The sequence below is a fragment of the Allobosea sp. 05T439 genome (assembly GCF_056396005.1).
Genome location: NZ_JBFTKP010000022.1, coordinates 1 through 23610, shown reverse-complemented (window position 1 = coordinate 23610; position 23610 = coordinate 1). Strand labels below are relative to the sequence as shown.

Sequence of the window (23610 nt, the reverse complement as noted above, 5' to 3'; positions counted from 1 at the left end):
CCCCCGACCGGGAACGGGCAGTGTTCTGGCACGTTCTCAAACAGGAGCCCGCCCATCTCTCCTTCGCCAGGAGCGGAGCATGAGCCGTTATTTCTTCGACAGCACGGATGGCGACTTCGTCGATATCGACGAGGACGGAATCGAACTTGCCAGCGACGGAGAAGCGCGGCTGTCGGCTTTGGACGCCTTGCCCGACATGGCCCGCGCGGTGATGCCAAACGGCGACTGTCGGTTGTTCGTGGTCAGCGTCCGCCGGGACGATGGCGGCGTCATATATCGGGCGAGCATGGAACTCTTGGGTGAGCGGACCGAACGCTGGACCGCAACGGAGGTCGACATGGCGAAGGCAGATCAAGACAAGCCGACCGGACAGCCCGGCAGGACAAGCGATAGCCGCCCACGGCCGGGGACAGGCATACCCACGGACGATCGGGCGAAGCCGGCGGCGGACGCGAATGTCGTTGCGCCAGCAAAGGGCGATCCAAAGCCCTCCAGTTCACCGAGCGCCCTCGACCCTGGGCGTCCCGTGAAGAAGAACTGATTGCGGTGGCGATGGACCTTGCGATGGCGGTGGAACACTCGGGATTCTGCGAGTGGACGGGTTTGGTGGCATGCCAGCCCGACCATGACAGAGGTCCGCTTCCCGGCTGCGCCGACGGACCTGCGTCAGGACGCGTATCAGGCCTCAAGCCGGACTGAAGCTCTTCCCTTTGGAAGCGGTTGGTCGTCGGGCCTCGGGTGCACGTAGCGCCGTCTTGATCTTTAGCCTTCGAACGAGGAAGAAGCGCGCCATCTCCTTGGAGGCGTCGGGTCCGGCACTGTCCGTAAGCGCCCCAAAGACTTTGCCGCCGGACCAGGCGTGTCCAGTACCATGGACAAGCCATGTCTCCAGCAGGACATCGCCGCCAAGGGGACGGTAGCTTGTTCGGGTGAAATCACGCCCTCGATCAGATCGTCCGGTGCGGGTCTCGACCGCAAGCGTCGATCCGCAGGACTGTCGCAATCGATGGACAAAGCCGTCCGCATTCGCCGGATGTACCGTCGTGTCGCGATCGCCGTGAAAGAGGATCGTCGGAGGCGGCTGGGCGATCTGTCCGGTCGGAGCCGGAGGATTTGATCCTGGCCCCTGCCGCATGGCCAGGCGGGCTTGCGTCAGGCCGCTGACGGCCTCGCCCGAGAGGCCGGAATGGACGCCTACCGCGGCATAGAGATCGGGATACGCCGCGCCAGCGATCGCCGCTGCCGCGCCTCCCGCGGAGATGCCCGCAATATACACGCGCGTGGGGTTACCCTTGCAGAGGGTGAGCACGTTTCGCGTCAGCGCCGCGATCATCGCGGGTTCGCCGGAGCCCCGCTTTTGATTGGCAGGCCGATGCCAGTTCCAGCAGCGTGCCATATTGGCCGACGCCGCCTGCTCGGGATACAGCACGAGGAAGCCGAGTTCGTCCGCGACATCGTTCATGCCTGTTCCGGACGCGAAGTCCGAAGCCGATTGAGTGCAACCATGGAGCATGACCAACAGGGGCAAGCGCCTGCGGGTTGAGCCAATGGGCGTGTAGAGCTTGTAGCGCAGTGTGCCCTTGGCTCCACTGAATCGATCGCTGATGAAACTGCCCGCCGCGGGTCTGCGCGGCGGAACCGCGCTCCGTTTGGCCGTTTTGGTGGTCTTCTTGGCGCGTGCCGGCTTCGGCAGCTTTGTCAGCTTTCGGATGAGGGCAGTTGAGCGGGCCGCGCTCCTGTTTGCGGCGCGCGTTGCTCTCAACAGCGATCGAAAAGGATTTCTCACGCGCAGATCCCCTGCCGGGCGCTTTCAACTGCGCATGAGAGCCCAACCGTTCACGGCTCGAAATGATCCCGCACTGCAGCATTGTTTTTGAACGGCGCACCACTCCCGTCCCCTCGTCAGCGATCGGTCGCTGCCGCGCTAAGGAACGACCGGGAGATCCCCTGGATTCACCGCCCCGAGCTGGCTGTGAAAGGTCAGCGTCCGGTCGAAACTCTGTTGTTGCGAAACCCCGGAAATGACGTGTTCGCCGGTGTCGTAGACCGTTCGCCTAGTTCCATCATCGATGACCAGGCGCCGCGCTGTCGGGAAGAACGCATACCGCATGTCGTTTTGGCTACCAGCCGTTGCCGCGTCCCCAAATTCTGCTGGCCAGCTCCTGGATTCCCGGTCTTTCCGCGCCTCGGCTTCGTTTGCGGCATGTGGCGCTTCCATCGCGCCTTCGCCGCGCCGAAGCGCGTCCGCCAGATCCCCAAGAACACCGTCGAATTTCGCCTTGGTCGCAGTATTGAACATGTCACCGATCATGCTCATTCCGCCGGTMGACCATTGGGCCATGCCGCCGAAGGCAGGGTGAGAAAACTGGGCCATCGTCCCCCGACCTCGACGAAGCGCTGCCAACGCCGCCTCCACAGCGTCGACGGCGACCCCATGATTCTGCGCCGTCCGTGTGATCAGGTCAGATGTCCCGTCCGCCAGTCCCTCCTCGGACGGGCGGGCATCGGTTCGGGATGTAAAATCCTGCTCGGGGGGAAGAGGGTTTCCGTGTCCGTCTTTCACCATGACGTCGTCCTCCATCTAGCACACCAAAGGGCCGGTCGGAACGCGGTCTCAGTCGATCTCGAGACGGTCACTGGTCCGAGAGCGTAACCCACGCCATGGCTGATCCCTGGACCAGTCTCGCCCGTGCGACGGCGCAATCCTCGACATAGAGCCGTCGCGCTGCCGACGTGTTGCGCAGCCCATGATCCGAGAGCCATTTCAGGAGCGGGGTGCGCCGAACCGTCACGATCTGGATTGCCATTCCCGCGTTCAAGAACCGGGAATAGACGCCCGAAGCACGCTGGTGCCACTCGGAGTAGGACCGCGGCAAAACTGCTCGGTCTTCCGCAAGCGCCCAGAGTTCATCGAAATCCGACTGCTTGTACCAGGGAAGCGCAAGCCGATAGGTTTCAGACGGTGTATCCATGAAAACGTCTACCTACCTCGTGCGCATATCCTAATAGTGAACGCTTGATCGAGCTTTCATTCGATACTCGAAAGATGTGTCAGAAGAGAGTCCCTCCCTTCTTCGGATTGTCTGGCCAACAATTCGATCGACGATCCGATGGCCGGCGCAGTCGTCTCCACGAAAGGGGAACCGCTGTTCAAGTCCTTTGTTCCCACCGGCTGATCCATCAAGAATCCGCGAGTCCATTACAGCCCGCGCAGAATCACGCCCAGTCGCTCGTTACCGCACCAGAGCGAGGCGCCCTTGCGTACGAGTGCGCTTCAGCCGCAAGGCCGAGCCAGAACGCCACAGGAAGCGTTCGTCGCTGAGGAACATCGTTGCGACATTGCGGTTCCATGGGGCTCCAAGGAGGTTACCATGCCGGACGATCTTACCAACCGCGACGCGCAAGACCGCGCCCGCATCAATCTGAATGAACCTCACGACGTCAAATACTGGACCCAAAAATGGGGCGTGAGCCTTGAGCAATTGAAGATGGCCGTTGCAAAGGCGGGCTCACGCTCGGCCGCGGTCGCGAAGCTATTGGGCCGACCCCTCTAGCGCATCGCAGGGAGTAGGCCTTTTCCGCGTCGGCAGTCGCCAAACGTCCGCCGGTMAGCGACCCTTCCGGAACACTCTCTGTGGGTGCGGGTTCAAAGGCCTCCACCGGGAGAGATCATCATGGGTCGCGGTATTTTGCTTTGGATGCTCGGCATTCCTCTTCCGCTCATCATCCTCCTCGCGTTCTTTCGGTAGCGACCTGAAGCGTCGTTCGATCGCCACATGACGTTCGGACGCTGGCCGCGCATCGCTGGATTTGTGCGATCACTCGACGTTTCCGCTGACTGCGGAAACGTCACGGGGACCATTATGGATGTCGGCTGGTTCCTGGCTCGCGTCCGAGACGCCAGTGCAGACTCGCGGCGCGTCGCCCCAGCAACGACCGTGTGAAGTCAGCCTCGACCGCCTGCCGAAATCGGGGCGCAACGTCCCGGCCCGCATCAGGGAGCGTGATTGCGTCGTCGTTGCCACCACGCCCGCAGCCTGATCCATAGATTCACGGTGGCAAGAGCAAAGCGCGCCATCGGCTTTCTCAATGGCGGGAAGTCTGCGGCGATCAGCAACAGGCCAAGAGGCAGCATCCAAAGCCCGAGCGCGGGTAAGATCGAAAAGATGCCGCCGACGATCAGGAGAAGCCCCACGGGCAGTCGAACCCAACGCGAGGCCGGGTGCCGCAGCCAACGCAATGTTGCTGAGAACCGCTCTGGAACCTCCCGCTCGATGTGCTTGAATGCCCGCCGGAGTTCCTGCTTCCCCTCGTCCATCATGCCTCCCGAACGCTCGCGCCGGTGGACAACGCGCGACGCCGGAGTTCGTTCATCGCACGGGCGCAGCCGACCTGGTCTCAGCATTGACGATCAACCGGTCAGGCCGCGTTCGGCTTCCAGTCGGCGACCGCGACGGCGAGTTCCGCCGCGGCCTCGACGATCGGCCGCGCCGGCATCGTCACATAGGATGCGGTGAAACTCATCGGGGTCGGCACCCAATCGCAGTTGAGGGCGACGAGTTCGCCGGATTCGACGAAGCGCTCGACCAGCGGCGACGGCAAGGTCGCGATGCCGAGGCCATCCAGCGTCATGTTCAGGCAGGCCGCCAGATTACTCGACGAGACCGGGCGGCTGAGCCGGCTGCTGTTGCGCTTGAAGTAGTCGACGACCTCCGCATAGGGCCGCGTGTTCTTGGCATGGGTCAGGATCGGAAACCGGGCGAGGTCATCGGCCCCGACGGKGTCGKGCAAGGCTGCGGCAAACCGGGGGGCAGCGACCCAGGGCAGCGCCACCGTCCCCAGCGGCAGATTGGTGACAGAAAGGTCGGAGATCGGCCCGTTGAGGAAGGCAATGTCGAGTGAGCCGTCCATGAGGTTGCGCTGGAGATTGAAGGTCAGGTCGACACTCAGCTCGACCACGACCTCGGGAAAGCGCACGGCCATCTCGCGCAGGAAGCGATGCAGCCAGGTCTGGGCCACGGTTTCCGCGACGCCGAGCTTCAGGATGGATTGCCGGCTCGCCGCATCGCCCGCCTGGAGCAGCGCCTCGGTCGCCTCGAGCGCCCGCGCCGCGAGCGGAAGCACGCTCTTGCCTTGATCCGTCAGCACGACCGATCCGGCATCGCGTTCGAACAGGCGCAGGTTCAGGACCGTCTCGAGCGCCGATATCCGCGCCGAAATATTCGGCTGCGTCGTGTTCATCTGTTCGGCGACGCGGCGGAAATTCCTGAGCGAGGCCAGCCGGACGAAGGTTTCGATCTGCTTGAGCGTGATCTGCATCGAGAACCCCGGTCTGCGCCGCCTGGGACCGCGCCACAGGATCAATATTTTCTATCATCACGAGACAATCAAATAATTAGACGTGATCATCGATCGCGGCCATCTTTTGGAGGTTCGGMTCTCCCGCAGCGCCGGGCATCTCCTTGCACTGAAAGGTGGTTTCGATGAGGGGCGCTGCATCCTCCCAAGGCAATCTGGGCGCCGATATTGGCGGCACTTTCACGGATGTCGTGCTGGAAATCGGGGGCGAAAGTTACTCCGCCAAGGTGCTGACCACCTATGACGCACCCGAGCGCGCCATCATCGAGGGCATGCACCGCGTCTGCGCCAAGGCGGGCGTGACGCCCGCCGCCATCGGCCGGATCATCCACGGCACGACGCTTGCGACCAACGCTCTGATCGAACGCCGCGGCGCGAAGACGGCGCTGATCACGACCGAAGGTTTTCGCGACGTGATCGAGATGCGGACCGAAAGCCGGTTCGAGCAATACGACCTCAACCTGACGCTGCCCCAGCCCCTGCTGCCGCGCAACCGGCGCTACACGCTGCGCGAGCGCGTCGCGGCCAGCGGCAAGACGCTGATCCCGCTCCGGCGCACGGATATCGTCGCGCTGGCCGAGCAGATCGCAGAAGCGGGCTATGAGAGCGTCGCGGTCGGGCTGATCCATTCCTATCTCGACCCCAGCCATGAGCGGCTGGTCCGCGAGGTGCTGCTGGAGCGGATGCCGGGTCTTGCGGTCTCGATCTCGTCGGAGGTGTCGCCGCAGATGCGCGAATACGAGCGCTTCAACACGGTGGTGGCCAATGCCTATGTCAAGCCGATGATGAAGCGCTATCTCGCCAGCCTGGCCGCAAGACTGGCTGGCGAAGGTGCGGACTGCCCGATATTCCTGATGCATTCCGGCGGCGGCATCATGTCGCTCGAAGGGGCGGCGGAGTTCCCGGTTCGCCTCGTCGAATCCGGCCCGGCCGGCGGCGCGATCTATGCCGCCGATGTCGCCGCGCGCTTCGGCCTCGACCGGGTGCTCTCCTTCGACATGGGTGGGACGACGGCCAAGATCTGCCTGATCAAGAACCAGACACCGAAGACGAGCCGGGTCTTCGAGGTGGCACGGAGCTACCGCTTCAAGAAGGGCTCGGGCATGCCGATCTCGATCCCGGTGATCGACATGGTCGAGATCGGCGCTGGCGGCGGCTCGCTCGCCCAGGTCGATTCGATGCGCCAGATCCGCGTCGGGCCGGAGAGCGCCGGCTCGGAGCCCGGCCCCGCCTGCTATGGCCGCGGCGGCACACGGCCCGCCGTGACCGATGCCGACCTCCTGCTCGGCAAGATCGACCCTGCCAATTTCGCCGGCGGCAGCATGGAGCTGGACACAGCCGCCTCGCGCACAGCCGTGACGGCTGCGATCGGCGAACGGCTCGGGATGAGCGGCGAAACCGCCGCCTTCGGCATCGTCGAGGTCGTCGACGAGAACATGGCGAATGCCGCCCGCGTCCACGCCGTCGAGAATGGCGATGATCTCTCCGGCTATACAATGATCGCCTTCGGCGGCGCGGCGCCGCTCCATGCCGGACGGCTCTGCGAGAAGCTCGGCATTGCGCGCCTGCTGGTGCCGCCCGGGGCCGGTGTCGGCTCGGCCATCGGCTTCCTGCGGGCGCCGTTCAGCTTCGAGGCGACGCGCAGCGTCTATATGCGCCTGGCGGATTTCGACGCCTCGCTGGTGCGCGGCCTGCTCGCAGAACTCGAAAGCGAGGCTACGAGCTTCGTCCGCTCCTGCGACGCGCAGGCGCCGCTCAGCGTCGAGACCAAGGTCTATATGCGCTATGTCGGCCAAGGCTGGGAAATCCCGATCGATGTCAGCCGGGCCGCACCGACGATCGATGCCTATCGCGACCTGTTCGAGGCCGAATACGCCAAGCTGTTCTCAAGGACCGTCCAAGGTCTGGACATAGAGATCACCGTCTGGGCGGTGAATGCGAGCACGGCGAAGACGGTGCCGGTGCGGGCCGAGGGGCTGGGCGCCCTGGCGCCGCTGACGGCGACCGCACAGCGCGAGGTCTTCGACCCTGCGCTCGGCGTTCGGGTGACGGCCGGCGTGTTCGCGCGCTCGGAGGTCGCAATCGGCCGGCTCGTGGCCGGCCCCTGCGTCATCGTCGAGGATGAAACCACGATCATCGTGCCGGCCGGCTGCGCGGCGACCTGCCGCTCGGATGGTTGCATCGAAGTCTTCAAGCAGAGCACCGACGCGGTGGAAGCCCGTCTCGCCGACATGATCGAGGCCTGACCATGATGACGCTCTCCACCGTCTCGCTGCAGGTGATGTGGAACCGCCTGATCTCGATCGTCGAGGAGCAGGCCCAGGCCCTGATCCGCACGGCCTTCTCGACCTCGGTGCGCGAGGCAGGCGACCTCTCGGCCGGCGTCTACAACCGGGCCGGGCTGATGCTGGCCCAGGCCGTGACCGGCACGCCGGGCCATGTCAACGCCATGGCCGACGCGGTCGCGCATTTCATCCGTGAGATCGGCCCCGGCAACATCCTCGAAGGCGATATCTACATCACCAACGACCCCTGGATGGGGACCGGGCACCTGCACGACATCACCGTGGTGACGCCCTCCTTCTACCGGGGGAGGCATGTCGGCTTCTTCGCCTGCACGGCCCATGTCGTCGATATCGGCGGCCGCGGCTTCGGGGCGGACGCCAATTCGGTCTATGAGGAAGGCCTCTATATCCCGATCATGAAATTCGCCGACCAGGGCAAGGTCGACCAGCCCTTCGTCAGGCTGGTGCGCGGCAATATCCGCGAACCCGACCAGGTCGTCGGCGACATCTTCGCGCTGGCGACCTGCAACGATGTCGGCCATCGCCGGCTGACCGGCATGCTCGACGAATTCGCCCTCGACGGACTGGAGCAGGTCGGCGATTTCATCCTCGAGAACTCGCGACGGGCGACACTGGAGAAGATCGCGGCGCTCAAGCCCGGCGCAGCCGAGGGCGCCATGCTCAGCGACGGCTTCGCTACGCCGATCCTGCTCAAGGTCAAGGTCACGATCGGCGCCGACGAGGTTTGCGTCGATTTCGCGGGCTCGTCGGGCGTCGACCCCAAGGGCATCAACTGCCCGATGGTCTATTCCAAGGCCTATGCCTGCTATGCCTTGAAATGCGCGATTGCGCCCGAGATCCCCAATAATGCGGCCTCCCTCGAGCCCTTCCGCATCACGGCTCCGGAGAACACCATCGTCAACGCGCTGCATCCGGCGCCCGTCGCGCTGCGCCATGTCATCGGCCATCTCATCCCCGACACGGTCTATGATGCGCTCGACAAGCTCCTGCCCAGGACCGTTCCAGCCGAAGGCGCAGGACCGCTCTGCAATTTCCAGGTCTCGCTGCGTCCGGCCTCGGAGGCGGCGCGTCTTTCCGGGGCGAGGCGCGCCGAGGTCTTGATGTTCAATTGCGGCGGATCGGGCGCACGCCCGACGCTCGACGGCATGAACACCACCGCCTTCCCCTCAGGCGTCATGACCATGCCGATCGAGGCAACCGAGCATGCCGGCCCGATCATCATCTGGCGCAAGGAATTGCGGCCCGATTCCGGCGGCGCCGGCCGCTTTCGCGGCGGGCTCGGCCAGTTCATGGAGGTCGGCGCGGTCGAGGGCCATGTCTTCGACATGTCCGCGATGTTCGACCGCGTGAAGCATCCGCCGCGCGGGCGCCTTGGCGGAGCCGATGGCGGCGCGACCGAAATCCGCCTCGACGACGGCAGGGCCATGGCCGGCAAGGGGCGTCAGGCCGTTCCCGAGGGCCGCAAGGTCATGCTGTCGCTTCCCGGTGGCGCCGGTTACGGCCCGGCCGCCGAGCGCAGCCGCGCCGCGGTGTTGCGCGACCTTGCGCTCGGCTATGTCTCGGCCGAGATGGCCAAGGCCGCATATGACGTCAGCGACGCCGAGATCGCGGCGGTCGAAGCCGGACTGAAGCGCGGCGAACTGCCCTCCCCCGGATGACGCCGTGCCACGAGATCCGGAACGCCGATTCTCCCCATCGCCGCCGCGCTGGCCTGGTGCGGCGGTCAGCCTGTGACGACGCGAGGACCGCATGCCCCATTATGACCGCATCCTGATCACCGGCGCGGCCGGCCGCCTCGGCTCTCATCTTCGCACCGGGCTTGCGCATCTCGCCGGGACGATCCGTGTCGCCGATCGCGAGCCGCTCGGCCCGCTTGCCTCCCATGAGGAACAGGCGATCTTCGATCTTGCGGATATGGAGGCGACGATCGCGGCGACCGAGGGTTGCGATGCCATCGTCCATTTCGGCGGCGCGCCGACCGAGCGGGACTGGCAGACCATCCTCGATTCCAGCATTCGCGCCTCCTACCACATCTATGAGGGCGCCCGGAAACACGGGATCAAACGCGTCGTCTATGCCTCATCCGTCCATGCGATCGGCTTCCATGAGATCGGCGCGCAGATATCGGTCGATGCGCCGGTTCGGCCTGACTGCCTCTACGGCGTCGGCAAGACCTTCGTGGAAAGCCTGAGCCGGCTCTATTGGGACAAGTTCGGCATCGAGACGGCGTGCCTGCGCATCTTCTCGTCCTTCCCCGAGCCCGTCGACCGGCGGATGCTGTGGTCCTATCTCTCCTTCGCCGACTGCGTGCGCCTCGTCGAAGCCTCGCTGACGGCGCCTTTCGTCGGCCACACCATCTCCTTCGGCACCTCGGACAACACGGTGAAGGCGGTCGACAATAGCGGCGCCAACCATCTCGGCTATCACCCGCAGGACAGCTCGGAGCCGTTTCGCGGCAAGGTCGAGGCGAATGCGCCGGCTCTCGACCCCAAGTCTCCGACGGGCCGCTATCTCGGCGGCAAGTTCTGCGAGATGGGCCACCCCGACGACGAAGCGAAGGCCTGACATCTGCGGGCGCCCTCCGCGCCTGCACAATGTTGCGCCTGCACCAAGCCATTCACGGACCTGACAGAGCGGAGCCGATTCAATGCTGGGGGACAAGCGTTCGCACGGGCTCTGGGAACTCTCAGCCCCTCCTGCCCCGCCGACCACGGTCCTGGGCGAAGCCGCATCCGCCGACGTCGCCATCGTCGGCGCCGGCTATACCGGGCTCTCGGCGGCGCTCCATCTCGCCAGGGGCGGCAAGAAGGTCATGGTTCTGGAGGCGGTCGAGATCGGCTTCGGCGCATCCGGCCGCAACTCGGGCTTCGTCAATGCCGGTCTCTGGGTGATGCCCGACGACCTGATCGCCACGCTCGGCCCGGTTCATGGCAACCGCCTGATCGCACTGCTCGGCGAAGCGCCGCGCGAGGTCTTCGCGCTCACGGAACGCTATGGCATGGAATGCCAGACCGACCATCGCGGAACCTATCATTGCGCCGTCGGCGCAAGCGGCCTGAAGCAGCTTCAGGCCCGCCAGGCGCAGTGGAGCAAGCTCGGCGCCAAGGTCGAGCTGTTGAGTGCCGACGATACGCAGGCGAGGACCGGGGCTGCGGGCTATACCGGCTCGCTGTTCGACCCGCGCGCCGGCACGATCCAGCCGCTCGCCTATGCGCGCGGCCTKGCGGGCGCCGCGATGACCGAAGGCGCGATCATCCACACCGGCAGCGCGGTGACCGGCTTCGAGCGCAGCGGCAACGCCTGGCTGGTCAAGACCGCCGGCGGCAGCGTCAGCGCCGACTGGCTCATCCTGGCGACCGACGCCTATTCGACCGGCGCGACCGCCAACATCCGCGAGGAGCAGGTGCATCTGCCCTATTTCCACGTCTCGACGGCTCCGCTCGGCCACAATATCCGCAAGACCATCCTGCCGCAGGGCGGCGCGGGCTGGGACACCAAGACCATCTTGAGCGGGTTCCGGCTCGATGCGGAGGGGCGCCTGATCGTCGGCAGCGTCGGCGCATTGCGCGGGACGGGCTTGAGCGTTCATCGCGCCTGGGTGAAGCGGCATATCCGGAAGCTGTTTCCGCAACTTGGCGAATTCGAGCTCGAAACGGAATGGTACGGCAAGATCGGCATGACGCCGGATCACCTGCCGCGGCTGCACAGCTACGGACCGAACGCGATCGGGTTCAGCGGCTACAACGGCCGCGGCATCGCGCCGGGCACCGTCTTCGGGCGCGAACTTGCCCGGCTCATCCTTGGCGAGATCGATCTCGCCGGCATGCCCTTGCCGGTATCCGAACTCGCCATCCCGGCCTTCCGGGGCGTCAGGGAGGCCTATTACGGGGTCGGCGCGCAAGTGGCGCATCTCCCGATCGCACCGGCCTGAACCACGCAGTCGCGCCATCGGCGAGATCGCGCGGTCGCGATGCAGTGCCTCCACGCTGCCAGGCCTTCATGCCGTGAGCCGGCCCCGAGGCCGCCCGCTATGGCAACTGATCCGCCGCCTCATTGGCCTGATCCAGCCAGAAGCGCATGCCCATCTCGCGGTACATCGTCGTGGCGATCTCGAGCTGGTTGCGAGCCTCGGCCGGCCGGCCTGCGCGCAGGTGCAGATGTCCGAGGCCATGATGGCAGCGCGCCACAAGCGAGCCCAGTCCAAGTTCCGTCGCGAGCGCGAGCGCCTCGCGGTAGTGAATTTCGGCCTGTCCTATGGATTCGGTGCGGACCAGAACGTCGCCAAGCAGATGGAGGGCCCCTGCCTCGCCACGACGTTGACCATTCTCCCGCGCCGTGGCCAGAGCCCGTCCAGCATATCTGAGAGCGTCCGCATGCTGGCCGGCGAGCAAATGCGCATCCCCGAGGGGCACCAGGAACAGGGCCTGGCCAAAGCGATGCCCCATGGCTTCCAGAGCGCTCAGCGCCTGCTCCAGCAGAGGCAGGCCTCGCTCGGTCTGCCCCAGCAGGGCATAGGCATAGCCGAGCGTGCCCGTACTGCCCGCGGCCATGAAGGGCAGGTCGAACTCGCGGGCCACGACGCAAGCGCGCTCCAACCGCGTTATGGCTTCGGCGAACTCGCCGCGAATGACCAGGAGGTCGGCGAGACACCAATAGGCGATCGTCAGGCCGAGCGGATCATCGACCGCCAGCGCGATGCGAATGCCCTCCTCGCCATGCAGGATGCCCTGCTCGAACCTGCCTTGCTCGGCATGGATCCGCGCCAGGAAAGCACGGACCGTCACGGCTGGATATCCAGCGAGACCAAATCGCTCGAAGCGGGGCTGACGATCGAGCAACTCCAGCGCTCGCACGAAGAGCGGCTCGACCTGGGGGAACTCAAGCGTCGAGAAGCAGGCCGTCCCGAGAAACAGGGTCGCCGCCATCTGGAGTGGGACGTCGCCAAGCGAATCCGCCAGCGCCAGCGCCTGCTGGCCAAAACCCGCGGCTTCCGCGGAATCGCCGCCCAGCGCCAGGGTCTGGCACATATGGAAGGCGAACCGCGCCAGGCGGTGTTGATCGTCCAGGCGTCTGGCCAGGCTTTCGGCCTCGCGAAGATGGCCGATGATGCGCTCGAACTGTCCGAGCGGAAGAAGCGATGCCTTCGATTCGAACCGGAGATCGATGGCCTGCTCGTGCGTCTCCCGGGTCTCGGGGAGTGTGGCCAGAACACGCAAGGCCTGCTCGAAGAACCCGGCGGCCTCGCGGTTGGCCCAGCGCGCCTGCGCCAGCCGGGCTGCCTTGACCCAGTAGCCGACCGCCTCGCCCCCGAGCCCGGCTTCCGTGAAATGGTGAGCGACGAGCTCGGGCTGGTCTTCGACCCAGGCCTGGAACTGATCGATCAGCGTCCGGGCGATCGTCGCATGCAGGTCGCGTCGCCGGCTCCTGAGCATCGTGGCATAGGCAGCATCCTGCACGAGCGCGTGCTTGAAGACGTAGCCTTGCCCTGACGATGCACTGCGGCGCGAGACGAGGCCGGATTCCAGCAGCCGCGCGAGCGCTGTCTCGAGCTCCGCGGAGGCAAGACCCGACACCGCAGCGATCAGCTCGTGCGAGAACTCCCGTCCGATCGCGGCGCCGATCATGGCTGCGTCCCTTGCCGGGCCGAGCAGGTCGAGCCGGGCCACCAGCGCGGCCTGCAGCGTCGTCGGGATCGCCACTGACGGCAGGGGCCCGTCGAGGACCCAGCCGTCCCCGGTCTGACGCAACAGCCCGCTTTCAAGGAGCGAGCGTGTCAGTTCCTCGATGAACAGCGGCACGCCATCCGCCCGCGACAGAATCTGGCCGATGACAGCATTGGGGAGCGCCCTGTCCCCGGCGACGCCGCGCATGATGCCGGTGCTGTCGCCCGGGCCAAGGCGGCTGAGCGACAGCGCAGTGACATGTGGCTGGTCGAGCCAGCCGGGCTGGAATTGGGGCCGGCAGGTGACCAGCAGCAGCAGAGGCAGCCGGGCGGCGCGGCTCACCAGGCGCTCGAGCAGATCGAGCGACGACGGATCGAGCCAGTGCGCATCCTCGAACAGGATCAGGACCGGCTTCCCGGCTGCGGCGCGCTCGATCCGGTCGAGGAGCAGACCGAGCGTCATCTCGCGCTTCTGCTGCGGACTGGCCGCCAGCGGGGGGTAGCGGTCCTCCAGCGGCACTCCGGTCAGCTCGGCAAGGAGCGCCACGTCGCGCGGCATATCGAGCGATGTCGGCGCGAGCAACGCCTCCAGCCTGTCGAGCCTCGCGCCGGCGCTGTCGTCGGGGCTGAAGCCGGCATCCTGCTGGACACGGGCAATGAACGGATGCAGCGGGCTCTGTGCAAGATGCGGAGCACAGGAATAGCGCAGGAGGGAATCGGGCCCGGAGCCGGTCCGGGCCGGCACGCTCTCGGCCAGGCGCGACTTGCCGATGCCAGGCTCGCCCGAGATCAGAACGACACGCCCTTCCCCCGCACCGGCCTGATCCCACCGGCGAAGCAGCAGCGCGATCTCTTCCTCGCGGCCGATGAGCGGGCTGAGAACGGCGCCGCGCCGTGCATCGAAGCGGCTCACCCCGGCGATCTCGCCAAGGACCTGCCACGCTTCAAGAACCTGCCATGCTTCAAGGACCTGCCATGCTTCCGGCTGTTGCGCGTCGCTGCGGACCGCGGGCGCCCGGCAGGCGAACTGCCGACCCACAAGCTGCTGCGTGCTCGCGGCAATGACGACTTCGCCCCCTGCCGCACTGCCCTGCAGACGCGCCGCCAGGGCCGGGGCCTCGCCCGTCGCGACATGCTGCCGATTCTTGTCCGCTGTCGATTTCTCCCCGACGACGACGAGCCCGGTGGCGATGCCGACGCTCGCCTGCAGCGCCCCGGCCAACGGCGCGGCCAGGCTGCCGATGGCGGCAAGGAGAGCAAGGCCGGCGCGCACGGCGCATTCGGCATCATGCTCATGGGCGGCCGGATAGCCGAAATACACGACAACGCCATGGCCCTGGTAATGGGCGACGAAGCCGCCAAATCGCGCCGCGACATCGGCGACGGTCGCGTGGAAGGCGGCGATCAGATCGTGGATATCTTCGGGATCGGGGCTCGCTGAGGGGCTGATCGCGCCGACCAGATCGCAAACCAGGATCGTCAGTTGGCGCTGCTCCAGAGCATCCGGGCGAAGCCCCTTCGTCGGGGCCTCGCCGTCTCGCGCCGCCACGATCCCTGCTGCGACAGGCGGTTCTACTGTCCCGGAAGCTGTGGGATGCCGTTCGCCGCTCGCGCGCGGCGCGCTTGCAACACTTGGCACACTTGGCGGCGCTGCGCTGCGAAGCTCAGCTGCCAGCGCCTGCGTGACCGCATCGGGCGCCGCGCCGAGCTCGCGCCTCAGCAGCGCTGTGAGATCCTGATAATGCCTGAGCGCCTCGGCCTTGCGTCCCATCGCGACGAGCGCCTGGAGGGCGACCCGATGCGCATCCTCACGCAGGGCATTCACCTGGATGGCCCGATGAGCCGCCTTGAGCGCAGCCTCCTCGTTCCCCGCCCGCATCGCGTCCTGGCTCTCGCTGACCATGGCGTCGAGCGCCAGGCCTTCGAGGCGTCCTCGCAGCGAGGCGCGCCAACTCAGCCACGCGTCTTCTTCGATATTCAGGTCGGCCAGAAACGAACCCCGGTGGAGATCGGCGGCCGCGGCGAGCGACGCAGCCCCTCCCTCGGTGATCAACGCCTCGAAGCGAACAGCATCGCAATCGATCGCGCCGGGCGCGAGCCAGACCTCGTCGTCGGTACTGACGAGCGTTTCCTGGCCTAAAATCCGACGCAGCCGAAAAATMGCCTGCCGCAGGTTCTGTCGGGCCTGTGTCTCGAAATGCGAGCCCCACAGCAGGTGGGCCAGCCTTTCACGCGGCTGGGGTTGAGGCGCCGTGCAGGCCAGATAGGCCAACAAACCCGACAGTTTCCGGCTCGGCAGCCGGACGATGCCATCGCGCGTTGCCAGCTCGAATCGTCCGAGCAGCGAGAGACGAAAATGGGGAAGAGCGACACCGTCCTTCATTCTGCCGGCAACACGAACAGGTCGATCCTTCTCGAAAAGCACAGATTCTGCCCGGCGCGAACGCAGAGGCAGGCAGAATTAACGCTCGTGTCACGGTGCAATAACGGCCTGACGACGGCGCACGAACTTAAACAATAGCCAGAGATTGCTGCGCCGGACAGCGATGTTTTGCATGCATGAGACGGACTGATGACATCGACCTTGTTGACCAACGCATCGCGCGGTTTGCGCCGCGGGCGGCTCTTGTCCACCACCGCGTTGGCTGGATTGGTCCTGATGTTTCCGGGCGCGGGCAGCTACGCCCAGACCCTCGTGACGGATGGCATTTTGGTCGTGAGCTCCGACGCTCAGCTCGGCGCCGATACCGTCACCGTCGACAATTCGACCAACAAGAATGCCACGCTGCAGATCAATGCCGGCGTCAGCATCGGCAACGAGATCACCGTCAACAACGGTGGCACGCTGAGCAATGCGGGCACCCTTTCGCGCCTGGCTGCGGGGCAGGTTGGCGTGCTGTCCATGGCAGGGGGCGCCACGGTGCATAACCTGCAAGGCGCAACGATATCCGGGCAAACGCAAGGCGTGTTGGTGCACGGAGGCGGCACGCTGACCAATACCGGCGGCACGATCACCGGTGCGACGCTCGATGGGGCGTCGTTCGGCGGAGACGCGACGGTCACGAACACGCAGGGCGGAACGATCAGGGGCAAGCGAGCCGGCGTGCTTGTTTTCGGAAACGGAACAGTGACCAACACCGGAGGCACGATCATTGGCACCGACGTTTCCGGCGTGCAAATCGACACAGGAACGATCTCGAATACGCTGGGCGGAACCATCACGGGCCGGGACAGCGGCGTGACGGTGACTGCCGGCGGCACGATCATCAATGGTGCCGGCTCGACGATCGAGGCCGCGCTGGGGGCCCTGGCGGTGAGCTCGGTCATCGGAAACGTCTCGCTCAGCAATGCGGGCAAGCTGATCGGGCACGTGGCCCTGCGCTCCAACGCCAATGGCGATGAAATCCACGATGTCACGCTGTTCACAGGCTCCAGCATCACGGGCAATCTGAGCTTCGGCGCCAATGCCGCCTCCACGCTGACGCTGGATGGCACCGGCACGCAGCTCTATTCGGCGGCCGTCGGCGGCACGACCAGCTTCAGCGCCGGCACGCTTATCAAGCAGGGCAGCGGCACCTGGACGCTGGACAAGGCGATGACGCGCAGCGGCGCCACGCAGGTCAAAGCCGGAACCCTGGCGGTCGCCAATAATGCGGGCCTGGGCAGCGGCTCCGTCACGGTGGACAACAGCGGCGCTCTCGGCGCCACGCTGAAGATCAATGCGGGCATCAGCATCGGCAACGAAGTCATCGTCAACAACGGTGGCACCCTGAACAACGCTGGCACCATTTCGCGAACGGCTGCAGGGCAGGTCGGCGTGCTGTCCACCGCGGGCGTCGCCACGGTGGTCAACGCAGCCACCGGGCGGATCGAGGGGGATTATGTCGGCGTGCAGCTCGGTGATGGCGGCACGGTGACCAACCAAGGCGGCACCATCACAGCCGTGAGCCACGGCGTGCTGCTCGACAAAGGTGGCGACGTGAGCAATCTCGGCGCCACGAGTGTTATCCGCGCCAGCGGCACTGATGGCCTCGGCGTGTTCATCAATACAGACGGCACTGTGACCAACGGGACCGGCGCGAGCATTGCCGGCGGGTTGGGCGGCGTCCGCATCTGGGGTGCCGGCACGGTGACCAACACCGGCGGCACCATCAGCGTGACCGCGGACAACCAGGGTCACGGCGTGGAGATCGTCGTCGGCCAGGGCACMGTCACCAACGAGGGCGGCGGCAGGATCACGGGCAAGCTCTACGGGGTGAGCTTTGCCGATGGCGGGACGGTGACCAACACGGCAAGCTCGATCATCGCCGACGGGACAGATGCCCTTGCCGCGGGCGTGGGCATCAGCGGCGGGGCGGGCACGGTCACCAATACCGGGTCGGGCAGCCTCATCAAGGGCCCCTCGGCGGGGGTCCGTCTGATCAATGGAGGCACGGTGACCAACGGCGCTGGCGCCACCATCGAGGGCACGGCATCGGTGCAGGCTATCGGCGGCAACACCGCGCTCAGCAATTCCGGCGCACTGAAAGGCAATGTGGCGCTGCGCGCCGCGGGCACCAACACGGTCACGCTGTTCACCGGATCCAGCATCACGGGCAACCTGGGTATCGGCACCAACGCAGCCTCCACGCTGACGCTGGATGGCGCGGGCACTCACCTTTACTCGGCGGCCGTCGGCGGCACGACCAGCCTCAGCACCGGCGCACTCGTCAAGCAGGGCAGCGGCACCTGGACACTGGACAAGGCCCTGACGCGCAGCGGCATGACCCAGGTCAAGGCCGGGACGCTGGTGGTCGCCAATACGTCAGGCCTCGGCTTCGGCGGCAACGCGACGATATCGGGCGGCAGGCTGCAATTCGGTGACGGCGCAGCGGCTGGAACCTACACTCTCGCCGGCACGATCGACGTGACCGGTGGCAGCCTGGCGATCCAAAACCTGGCGGCGGTGAAGGTCGCGCAGGATGTCCGCTTTGCCAATGACACGGCATTGTCGATCATCGCTTCCACCGGCGGTCCCTTGCTGCAGGCCGAACGCGTCACGCTCGGCAGCAATGTCGCCTTCAACCTCAGCGGCATCAGCGACGCGAACGGCCTGGACAAGCTCCTGATCGATACGCGCTCGGGCCTCAGCGGCGACTTCGGCACGGTCACGGTCGGCGGCTTCCATGGGACGGTGGACTATCTGACGCTGGCGACCCGGAAGTCGGACGACAGCAAGCACTATCTCGCCAGCTATGGCTTGAGCTGGACTGCGGGCAATTCTCGCGCGCATGGCACGTTCACGCTGACCAATGCTGCCGACAGGTTCGATATGGGCGCAGCGCTGAGCKACCGGGCGCCCAATGCCGCAACCGGCTGGGACGGCAGATCCCTGACCAAGGCGGGCGCCGGCACGCTCGTGCTCACGGGCGCCAACACCTTTACCGGCGCAACCACGGTCAATGCCGGCACGCTCGTCGTCAACGGCTCGACCGCGAGTGCGACGACCGTGAATGGCGGTGGCACGCTCGGCGGCTCGGGCACGATCGGCGGCCTTGCCGTGATGAGCGGCGGCACGGTCGCGCCMGGCAACTCGATCGGCACGCTGACCATTGCCGGCAATGTCGCCTTCGCCGTCGGCTCGACCTATCAGGTCGAAATCAATGCGGCCGGACAGAGCGACCGGATCAATGCGTCGGGCATTGCGACACTGTCGGGCGGCGCCGTCCAGGTCCTGGCAGAGAACGGCAATTACGCGGCCTCGACGAACTATACCATCCTGACGGCGGGCGGCGGCGTCAGCGGGCGGTTCACCGGCGTCAGCTCGAACCTCGCCTTCCTGACGCCCTCGCTGGCTTATGACGCGCAGAACGTCACGCTGACGATGAGCCGCAACGGCACGTCGTTCGGGCCGGGCGGCGGCGGAGCCTTCATCGCCTTGACGCGCAACCAGAGCGGGATCGCGGTCGCGGCGGAACGGCTGGGTGCCGGCAATCGGATCTATGACAGCTTGATCTCGGCGACAGCCGATGAGGCGCGCGCCGGTTTCGACCAGCTCTCGGGCGAGGCCCATGCCCAGGGCGTCGCGGTCGCGATCGCCGAAAGCCGGCTGCTCCGCGAGGCGATCCTCGGGCGCCTGCGCGGGCCGCTGCTGGTGGCGCCAGGCCAGAGCGTCGCGGCGGAGTTCACGGCCGATCTGCCGAACGCGAAGGGCGCAATCATGCTGCCAGCGCCGCGCTTCGAGGAGCGCTTCACCATCTGGGGCGAAGCGGTCGGAGCACAAGCGAACACCAATGGCGACGGCAATGCGGCGAGCCTCTCCCAGCGCACCGGCGGCGCCATCCTCGGCGCCGACCTCAAGCTCTACGAGACGGCGGCGGGCTCGCTTCGGGTCGGCGTTGCCGGCGGCTACACCCGCTCGAATTTCGATGTCGACGCCAGGCTGTCCTCCGGCCGGTTGGAGAGCGGCCATGCCGCACTCTATGCCGGCGCCCGCCTCGGCGCATGGCGGCTCGATGGCGGCCTGGGATATTCGTTCGGCGAAACCAGCCTGACCCGCCAGGTGCAGCTCCGCGGCTTTGGTGACAGGCTGCGCTCGGATCGCGACAGCCAGGTGGCCCAGGCCTTCGCTGAGCTGGGCTATGCCTTCCGTTTCGAGCAGTTTGCCCTCGAGCCCTTCGCCCAGCTCGTCCTGCTCCGGGTCTCATCCGGCTCCGGCCTCGAGCAGGGCGGCGCGGCCGCACTGCGCGTCTTCTCCGGCGACCAGAATCTCGGCTTCACGACCTTGGGCCTGCGCGCCGAGGCGCAGATCGGCACGATGCCGCTCTTCGCCCGCGGCCTGCTCGGCTGGCGCCATGGCTTTGGCGAGCTGACGCCGCGAGCAGCCACGGCCTTCCTTGCCGGCACGACCCCGGCCTCGGTCTACGCGACGGCCATCGATCGCAATGCGCTGGTCGCCGAAACCGGGCTCGACTGGCGCGCCACCGCCTCGACCACGGTCGGGATCACCTACTCCGCTGCCATCGGCGAGCGAACCCGCGATCACGCCCTCAAGGGACGCATCGACATCAGGTTCTGAAGGCGAGCGCAGGCCGGTTCCGGCGCCGTGGGTCGCGCGGCCGTGCCAGGCGCCGGGAAACGAGATGGGCCTTTTGCGCGGGGGCAGGATGCCCGGGTTGGCCAAGCGCGCCCCGCGCGCCCGCCTCTAGGCCGGGTTCAGAGCGTCATCCGCCTTCCGCACGGCCAAGGCAAAATCCGCCAACTTGACCGGGTCGAGCTGGCCTGCTGTCCGGACGCCCGAAGACAGATCCACGCCGAACGGCCTGACCTGTCGGATGGCAGCGCCGACATTTGCCGGGGTAAGCCCGCCCGCGAGGAACACCGGCAGAGGGCTGGCATCGACGAATTCGGCGCTGATCGCCCAGTCATGCGGGCGCCCGGTGCCGCCCAGTTCCGGCGTCGCTGCGTTCGGACTCCCTGAATCGAGCAGGAAGGCGTGAACATACGGGCTGTAGGCCTGGATCATCTCCAGCGCTGCGCGGCTCTCGACATGGACGACCTGAACGCGGCGCAGATCAGGCTCGATCTCGGCCAGGCGGGCGGACTCCGCCGGATCGATGTTCCAGAGAATCTGGACCGTACTCGGACGCGTCCGGCGCACATGGGCCGCGATCGCCTCGGCTGTCCGCTCGACGGTCAGCAGGAATGTCGCGACGGGAGGCGGCGTGAGTGTCGTGATCGCGGCGACTGTCGGGTCCGCGACATGGCGAGGACTGGAAGGCCCCACACAATTGAAGCCAAGAGCGTCGACGCCAGCCGCTACCGCGAGGCGGGCTTCATCGGCTGACGCGATCCCGCAAACTTTGATCCGGGTTCTCATATCCCAGCAATCCGCCAAATCGGTTCATGACGCAATCTCGGCTCTTCGCCCCGCGGATAGCCTTCGTGCTCGTGGACAGCAGACATTGGCGCATGGGCAGGAGCCGATTTCCGCCCTGCCCCCTATGCCAAGGATATCACCGGCTGGCGAAGGACCGTTTTGAGCCTGGCCGCTTCAGTCTTGCGCGGATCGCTCAGATAGATTTCGTGGTGGGGGCCGTTGAAGGTCACCCCCTTGCGCGGCATCACCTCATCATGGAGCCGGGCCAGGATCGGCCCCTCCTCATCATAGCTGCCGACATGCAGGGTCTGGAGCGAGAGCCCTTCAGCATAGAATTCGTGGCGCAGGCTTTGCGGGCGCTGCCCAAGCTTTCCCTCCGTTTTGGCCACCGCCTTCTCGAACATGTCATGGGTGACGAATTCAGGAACCATAATCATCATCGTCCAGCGCCACAGGTTCTTTTGGCGGGTGATGAAGCTCCGGGGATCGTCGGTCCACCACAACCCTTCCAGCGGCGGCACCACATAGTCCCTGCCGAGCGCAGCCTTTGCGGCGAACTTCACGGCATAGCTGACCCCGTAGAGCCATTCGATCGCCGAACGGTAAGCCGGTGCGGTGTTGGGATCGCCTTCAGCGTTCACCTTCACAAACGGCATCTGCGGCACGTCGACCAAAGCGAAGTCCCCGGTGGGCGGGTCATAAAGTGGTCTGAGGGCTTTCTTGAAATCGATCTTCGCCATCCGCGTCCCCCGTTCGCTGTCACCGAAACGACTGTGCGATGACAAGGAATGGCAGCAGTCGCTCGCGGAACGGGCCCAATGTGCCCGCAGCCGGACATGGGCGTTCAGAACAGGCCAAATCTGTTCGCGTGCCAGATCTATTCGCGTGCAAGTCGGAGGCCGGCCAGATTTCATCGAAAGCCTGGTCGATGAATTCGCCGGGCCCTGCCGCAGCGGGGTCGCGACGCCGTGCGGATGCCGGCGCCGCGGATATCGGTTGCGGCCCCTCACCGAGATGTCCCGGTGAGGGGCTGCTTCGTGCTTAGTTGCGATACCAGGAAGCGAGGTTCCAGGTGTCCACGTCCCAGCCGCTGTGATCATGCGCGAGGGTCAGCGCCGCAGCGACGACCTTGGTCCGCGACAGGACCGGCAGGATCACGTTGGCCTCGCAGAAGATCTCGTTGACCTTGATCAGCAGCGCAGCGCGCTTGGCCGGGTCGAGTTCCTTCTGCGCGGCCTTGTAGGCCTCGTCAGCCGCCGGGTCGGAGTAGCGCGAGACGTTGCGGCCGAGCCACTTGTTCTCCTTGTTGGCGATTTCCCAGGACACGAACTGGTTGAGGAAACGCTCCGGATCCGGCTGCGGCTGCGTCGTGGTGTACATCTCCATGTCGACATAGAGCTTGGTGTAGGTGTCGGGGTTGGCGACGTCCGAGGAGAAGAACACGGACGCAGTCACCGACTTCAGCTCGAGATCGATGCCGGCGCGCTGGCAGGCCTGCTTGATGATGGCCTGGACCTTCTGACGCGGCGCGTTGATCGAGGTCTGGAAGACGAACTTGAGCTTCTTGCCATCCTTTTCGCGGATGCCGTCGGCACCCTTCTTCCAGCCGGCGTCGTCGAGGATCTTGTTCGCCTTCTCGAGGCTGAATTCGTATTTCAGCTTCTCCGACTTGAACTGCTTCGGCTGGTTCACGAAGCTCGCCGTCGCGATGCCGCCGCGGCCATAGATGAACTTCTGGATCGAATCGCGGTCGATCAGCAGGTTGATCGCCTGGCGCACGGCCGGATCGCTGAGCGTCGGATGCTTGGTCTTGACGCTCGAACGCTCGCCATCGACCTCGGTCCACGGGTCGGTGGTGTTCAGGGTGATGAATTCCACGTCGCCGGCCTGCGCTGCACTGATCCTGCCGCGACCACCCGTCTCCATGCGCTTGAGAACTTCGTCCTCGACCAGCGTATCCCAGGCATAGTCGTATTCGCCGGTCTGCAGCACGGCGCGCGCCGCCGAGATCGCGTCACCGCCGCCCTTGACCTCGAGCGTGTCGAAATGCGGCTTGTTCTGGACGTGGTAATTCTCGTTGCGCGTGCCGGTGAGCACGTCGCCCGGCTTGAAGTCGACGAACTTGTAGGGGCCGGTGCCGACCGGCTTCAGGTTGGCCGGAGCCTCACGCGACTTGGCGCCCTTGTACTCGCCGAAATGGTGCTTCGGGATGATCATGCCGGCGACGCCGACGAAAGCATCGGCCCAGAACAGCGTCGCTTCCTTGAAGATCACCTTGACGGTGTGGGAGTCGATCTTCTCGACCTTGATGTCCTTGTAGGCGCCGGTCGTATAGGCGGCGGTGGCCGGATCGGCGGCATATTCCCAGGTGAAGACGACGTCATCCGCGGTGAACGGCTTGCCGTCATGCCATTTGACGCCCTCCT

At 65.9% G+C, this 23610-nt stretch carries 17 protein-coding genes; 8 read left to right on the top strand and 9 right to left on the bottom strand.

Annotated elements, in window-relative coordinates; all coding sequences use genetic code 11:
- Positions 1 to 79 precede the first annotated feature (79 nt).
- Positions 80 to 541: a DUF6894 family protein gene (locus AC1DIO_RS22610; protein ID WP_441504529.1), complete on the top strand. Its 462-nt coding sequence runs from the start codon at positions 80 to 82 to the stop codon at positions 539 to 541.
- A 144-nt stretch (positions 542 to 685) separates the two neighbouring features.
- On the opposite strand, the gene AC1DIO_RS22605 is transcribed toward AC1DIO_RS22610, so the two are convergent.
- Positions 686 to 1606, bottom strand: a complete 921-nt coding sequence (locus AC1DIO_RS22605) for an extracellular catalytic domain type 1 short-chain-length polyhydroxyalkanoate depolymerase (protein WP_476833807.1) — start codon at positions 1604 to 1606, stop codon at positions 686 to 688.
- Between AC1DIO_RS22605 and AC1DIO_RS22600 the strand changes: the two genes are divergently transcribed.
- Entirely contained in the window at positions 1605 to 1877 is a 273-nt protein-coding gene (locus AC1DIO_RS22600; RefSeq protein ID WP_476768306.1) for a hypothetical protein, read from the top strand. The genes AC1DIO_RS22605 and AC1DIO_RS22600 overlap by 2 nt on opposite strands.
- A gap of 47 nt (positions 1878 to 1924) precedes the next feature.
- Here AC1DIO_RS22600 and AC1DIO_RS22595 read toward each other — a convergent pair whose 3' ends face one another.
- Complete coding sequence (locus AC1DIO_RS22595) at positions 1925 to 2581, bottom strand: hypothetical protein (protein ID WP_441504530.1); 657 nt, start codon at positions 2579 to 2581, stop codon at positions 1925 to 1927.
- Between the two features lie 52 nt (positions 2582 to 2633).
- The gene (locus tag AC1DIO_RS22590) at positions 2634 to 2972 is read right to left on the bottom strand and encodes a hypothetical protein (protein WP_441504531.1); all 339 of its coding nucleotides are present in this window, start codon (positions 2970 to 2972) and stop codon (positions 2634 to 2636) included.
- Positions 2973 to 3371: 399 nt separating this feature from the next.
- Here AC1DIO_RS22590 and AC1DIO_RS22585 point away from each other — a divergent pair, with 399 nt between their 5' ends.
- A complete protein-coding gene (locus AC1DIO_RS22585; RefSeq protein ID WP_441504532.1) occupies positions 3372 to 3554 on the top strand; it encodes a DUF3606 domain-containing protein in 183 nt (60 codons plus the stop codon).
- Between the two features lie 440 nt (positions 3555 to 3994).
- On the opposite strand, the gene AC1DIO_RS22580 is transcribed toward AC1DIO_RS22585, so the two are convergent.
- Together AC1DIO_RS22580 and AC1DIO_RS22575 are read right to left on the bottom strand one after the other, a co-directional pair.
- Positions 3995 to 4318 carry a hypothetical protein gene (locus AC1DIO_RS22580; protein WP_441488432.1) on the bottom strand — a complete coding sequence of 108 codons (324 nt, stop codon included), beginning with the start codon at positions 4316 to 4318 and terminating at the stop codon, positions 3995 to 3997.
- Between the two features lie 101 nt (positions 4319 to 4419).
- Positions 4420 to 5319, bottom strand: coding sequence for a LysR family transcriptional regulator (locus tag AC1DIO_RS22575; protein WP_476854104.1), 900 nt, complete (start codon positions 5317 to 5319; stop codon positions 4420 to 4422).
- A gap of 164 nt (positions 5320 to 5483) precedes the next feature.
- Here AC1DIO_RS22575 and AC1DIO_RS22570 point away from each other — a divergent pair, with 164 nt between their 5' ends.
- The 4 genes from AC1DIO_RS22570 (at position 5484) to AC1DIO_RS22555 (ending at position 11595) form a co-directional block, all read left to right on the top strand.
- Entirely contained in the window at positions 5484 to 7604 is a 2121-nt protein-coding gene (locus tag AC1DIO_RS22570) for a hydantoinase/oxoprolinase family protein (protein WP_441504534.1), read from the top strand.
- On the top strand, positions 7601 to 9322 hold the full coding sequence (locus AC1DIO_RS22565) for a hydantoinase B/oxoprolinase family protein (protein WP_441504848.1): 1722 nt from the start codon (positions 7601 to 7603) through the stop codon (positions 9320 to 9322). The genes AC1DIO_RS22570 and AC1DIO_RS22565 overlap by 4 nt, the downstream gene beginning before the upstream one ends.
- A gap of 91 nt (positions 9323 to 9413) precedes the next feature.
- On the top strand, positions 9414 to 10229 hold the full coding sequence (locus tag AC1DIO_RS22560; RefSeq protein ID WP_441504535.1) for an NAD-dependent epimerase/dehydratase family protein: 816 nt from the start codon (positions 9414 to 9416) through the stop codon (positions 10227 to 10229).
- Between the two features lie 82 nt (positions 10230 to 10311).
- Positions 10312 to 11595: an NAD(P)/FAD-dependent oxidoreductase gene (locus tag AC1DIO_RS22555; RefSeq protein WP_441504536.1), complete on the top strand. Its 1284-nt coding sequence runs from the start codon at positions 10312 to 10314 to the stop codon at positions 11593 to 11595.
- A 97-nt stretch (positions 11596 to 11692) separates the two neighbouring features.
- On the opposite strand, the gene AC1DIO_RS22550 is transcribed toward AC1DIO_RS22555, so the two are convergent.
- Positions 11693 to 15709 carry an ATP-binding protein gene (locus AC1DIO_RS22550; RefSeq protein ID WP_441504537.1) on the bottom strand — a complete coding sequence of 1339 codons (4017 nt, stop codon included), beginning with the start codon at positions 15707 to 15709 and terminating at the stop codon, positions 11693 to 11695.
- Positions 15710 to 15898: 189 nt separating this feature from the next.
- On the opposite strand from AC1DIO_RS22550, the gene AC1DIO_RS22545 reads away from it, so the two are divergent.
- On the top strand, positions 15899 to 20383 hold the full coding sequence (locus AC1DIO_RS22545) for an autotransporter domain-containing protein (protein ID WP_476854103.1): 4485 nt from the start codon (positions 15899 to 15901) through the stop codon (positions 20381 to 20383).
- A gap of 126 nt (positions 20384 to 20509) precedes the next feature.
- On the opposite strand, the gene AC1DIO_RS22540 is transcribed toward AC1DIO_RS22545, so the two are convergent.
- From AC1DIO_RS22540 to AC1DIO_RS22530, 3 genes are all read right to left on the bottom strand, one after another.
- Positions 20510 to 21184 carry a phosphoribosylanthranilate isomerase gene (locus AC1DIO_RS22540; RefSeq protein ID WP_441504539.1) on the bottom strand — a complete coding sequence of 225 codons (675 nt, stop codon included), beginning with the start codon at positions 21182 to 21184 and terminating at the stop codon, positions 20510 to 20512.
- 122 nt (positions 21185 to 21306) lie between these two features.
- Positions 21307 to 21924, bottom strand: a complete 618-nt coding sequence (locus tag AC1DIO_RS22535; protein ID WP_441504540.1) for a GyrI-like domain-containing protein — start codon at positions 21922 to 21924, stop codon at positions 21307 to 21309.
- A gap of 301 nt (positions 21925 to 22225) precedes the next feature.
- On the bottom strand, positions 22226 to 23610 hold a 1385-nt coding region (locus AC1DIO_RS22530; protein WP_476854102.1), incomplete at its 5' end, for a peptide ABC transporter substrate-binding protein.